This is a genomic window from Nonomuraea sp. NPDC049695, from assembly GCF_040674955.1.
In the GTDB taxonomy this organism is placed as follows: domain Bacteria; phylum Actinomycetota; class Actinomycetes; order Streptosporangiales; family Streptosporangiaceae; genus Nonomuraea; species Nonomuraea helvata.
On sequence record NZ_JBFANV010000205.1, the window covers coordinates 1 to 2,843 of the forward strand.

Here is a 2,843-nt window from a genome sequence, read left to right on the forward strand (position 1 = left end):
GCCACCAACCGGCACGCATCGGCCAGCTCCAGCACCCCGGCCACATGCGCCGCGGTGATCTCACCCAGCGAATGCCCGGCCACAAAATCAGGCCGCACGCCCAGCGATTCCAGCAGCCGGTACAACGCCGTCTCCACCGCGAACAGCCCCGCTTGAGCGAACACTGTCTGATCCAGCACCCCACCGGCCTCGCCGAGAATGATCTCCCGCAGGCTCAACCCACCGGCCAGGCCGCTCACCACGCCCGCAGTGAGTTCGGCTTCCAGCAGCGCACACGCCTCGTCAAAGGCGCGGGCGAACACCGGGAAGGCCGCATACAACTCCCGGCCCATCCCAGAGCGCTGCGCACCCTGACCGGAGAACAGCACCGCCACCCGACCTGGCCGCGCCCGGCCCACCATAACCGAGGACGGCTCCAGCACTCCGGCCGTCAACCCTTCGGCCGTCGGCTCGTCGGCGGCCAGTGCTCGCAGTCCGGCCAGCAGACCCTCCCGGTCTGCCGCCGGCAGCACCGCCCGATGCTCCAGGGCGGTCCGGCGTGCCAGCCTGGTCGCCATCTCCAGCGGACTGGCCTCGTCGTGCTTGGTCATGAATCTGGCCAGTCGGCCGGCCTGCGCCCGCAGCGCCGCTTCGCTCTTGGCCGACACCAGCACCGGAGGTGCCGGAAGCGCGGCGGTGTCTTCCGTTCCGGTGGAGGCTGCGGCGGGGAGGGCAGCTTGCCCTTGGGTGGGCTCCCCATCGTTCCGCACCGCGCCGGCCTCGAGCTCCGACGGTGGCACAACAGTGCTGGCGGCCGACGGCTCCTCAGCGGGCGGTTCTTCCAGGATCACGTGAGCGTTGGTACCGGAGATGCCGAACGACGACACCCCAGCCCGGCGCGGCCGGTCCACGTCCTGGGGCCAGGGCTGGGGCTCGGTCAGCAGCTCCACCGCCCCGCCGGACCAGTCCACCTTCGACGACGGCGCATCCACGTGCAACGTCTTGGGCAACAACCCGTGCCGCATCGCCAAGATCATCTTGATCACACCGGCCACCCCGGCCGCCGCCTGGGTATGCCCCAGATTCGACTTCACCGAGCCCAGCCACAGCGGTGATGGGCGGTCCTGGCCGTAGGCGGCCAGCAGCGCCTGCGCCTCGATCGGATCCCCCAGCGCGGTGCCGGTGCCGTGCGCTTCGACCGCGTCCACATCGCCGGGCGTGAGCCCAGCGGCCGCCAGGGCCTGGGCGATCACCCGCTCCTGCGAAGGGCCGTTGGGTGCGGTCAGGCCGTTGGAGGCGCCGTCCTGGTTGATCGCGCTGCCGCGCAGCACCGCGAGCACCCGGTGCCCACGACGCCGGGCGTCCGACAGCCGCTCCACCACCAGCACGCCGACACCCTCGCCCCAGCCGACCCCATCGGCCGCCTCGGCGAACGCTTTGCACCGGCCGTCGGCGGCCAGGCCCCGCTGCCGCGAGAACTCCACGAACGCATCCGGCGTGGCCATCACCGTCACTCCGCCGGCCAGTGCCAGGTCGCACTCTCCCGTACGCAACGCCTGTGCCGCCAGATGCAATGCCACCAGCGACGACGAACACGCCGTGTCCACCGACACCGCCGGCCCTTCCAGGCCGAACGCGTACGACACCCGGCCGGACACCACGCTGCCCTGTGTTCCGGTGGCCACCAGGCCCTCGGCCTCCGGTGTGGCGACCGCGCCGGAGCCGTAGTCATTGGCCATTACCCCGGCGAACACCCCGGTCGGGGTGCCGCGCAGCCCGGACGGATCGATGCCGGCGTGCTCCAAGGCCTCCCAAGCGGTTTCCAGGATGAGCCGCTGCTGGGGATCCATGGCCACCGCTTCGCGCGGGCTCAGCGCGAAGAACTCCGGGTCGAAGTCGGCGGCATTGGACAGGAATCCGCCAGCGCGGGCGTATGACGTTCCCGGGTGGTCGGGATCCGGATGGAACAGCGATCCCAGGTTCCAGTCTCGGTCGGTGGGGAAGCCGGTGATGCCATCACGATCGTCGATCAGAAGCTGCCACAGATCCTCGGGACTGGTGACCTGACCAGGGAAACGACAGGCCATCCCCACCACCGCGATCAGATCACCAGCCGGGCCGCCGGACGGGACGGCCGGGACCGGACGGCGCGCCGTGGCACCGGACAGGGCAGCATCCAGATGCACCGCCAGCGCGCGGGGAGTGGGATGATCGAACACCAGCGTCGGGGTGAGCCGCAGCCCGGTCACCGCGTGCAGCCGATTGCGCAGCTCCACCGCGGTCAGCGAATCGAACCCGAAATCCTGGAACGGCCGATCCGTTTCGATGGCCGCAGCGCTGTCATGGCCCAAGATGGCCGCCGCCTGGCCACAGACCACATCCAGCAACCGCCGCTGCCGCTGCGGGGCCGACAGGTGAGCCAGCTCGGCCACCAGCGGCCGCACCGCACCAGCATCCGCGGTGGGGTCAGCCGCGCGGGAGGGGTCGGCGGCAGGGCGCGCGGCCGGCCCGGCCAGCTCAAGCAGCAGGACCGGCAGATCGGCCCCACGCCGGCCCAGCCCGGCCGGATCGAACCGGGCCGCCACCACATGCGCCCGCCCCGCCTGCAGACCGGCATCCAACAGCGCCAGGCCCTGACCCGCGGTCAACGACACCAGCCCCGCGGCGCGCATCCGCGCCTCATCGCGGGCACTGATCCGGCCGGCCATGCCGCGCTCCTCGGCCCACGGCCCCCACGCCAGCGACAGCGCCGGCAGACCGGCCGCGGCCCGCGCCACCGCCAGCGCATCGACGAAAGCGTTGGCGGCCGCGTAGTTCCCCTGCCCGGCCCCGTCCACCACCCCGGCCAGCGAGGAGAACACCAC

The 2,843-nt window shown here is 72.0% G+C and carries 1 protein-coding gene; it reads right to left on the reverse strand.

The genetic code is table 11. The features are described 5' to 3' along the window. The coding region (locus tag AB0J64_RS56960) for a beta-ketoacyl synthase N-terminal-like domain-containing protein (RefSeq protein WP_364047102.1) at window positions 1-2,843 on the reverse strand (2,843 nt) is incomplete at both ends.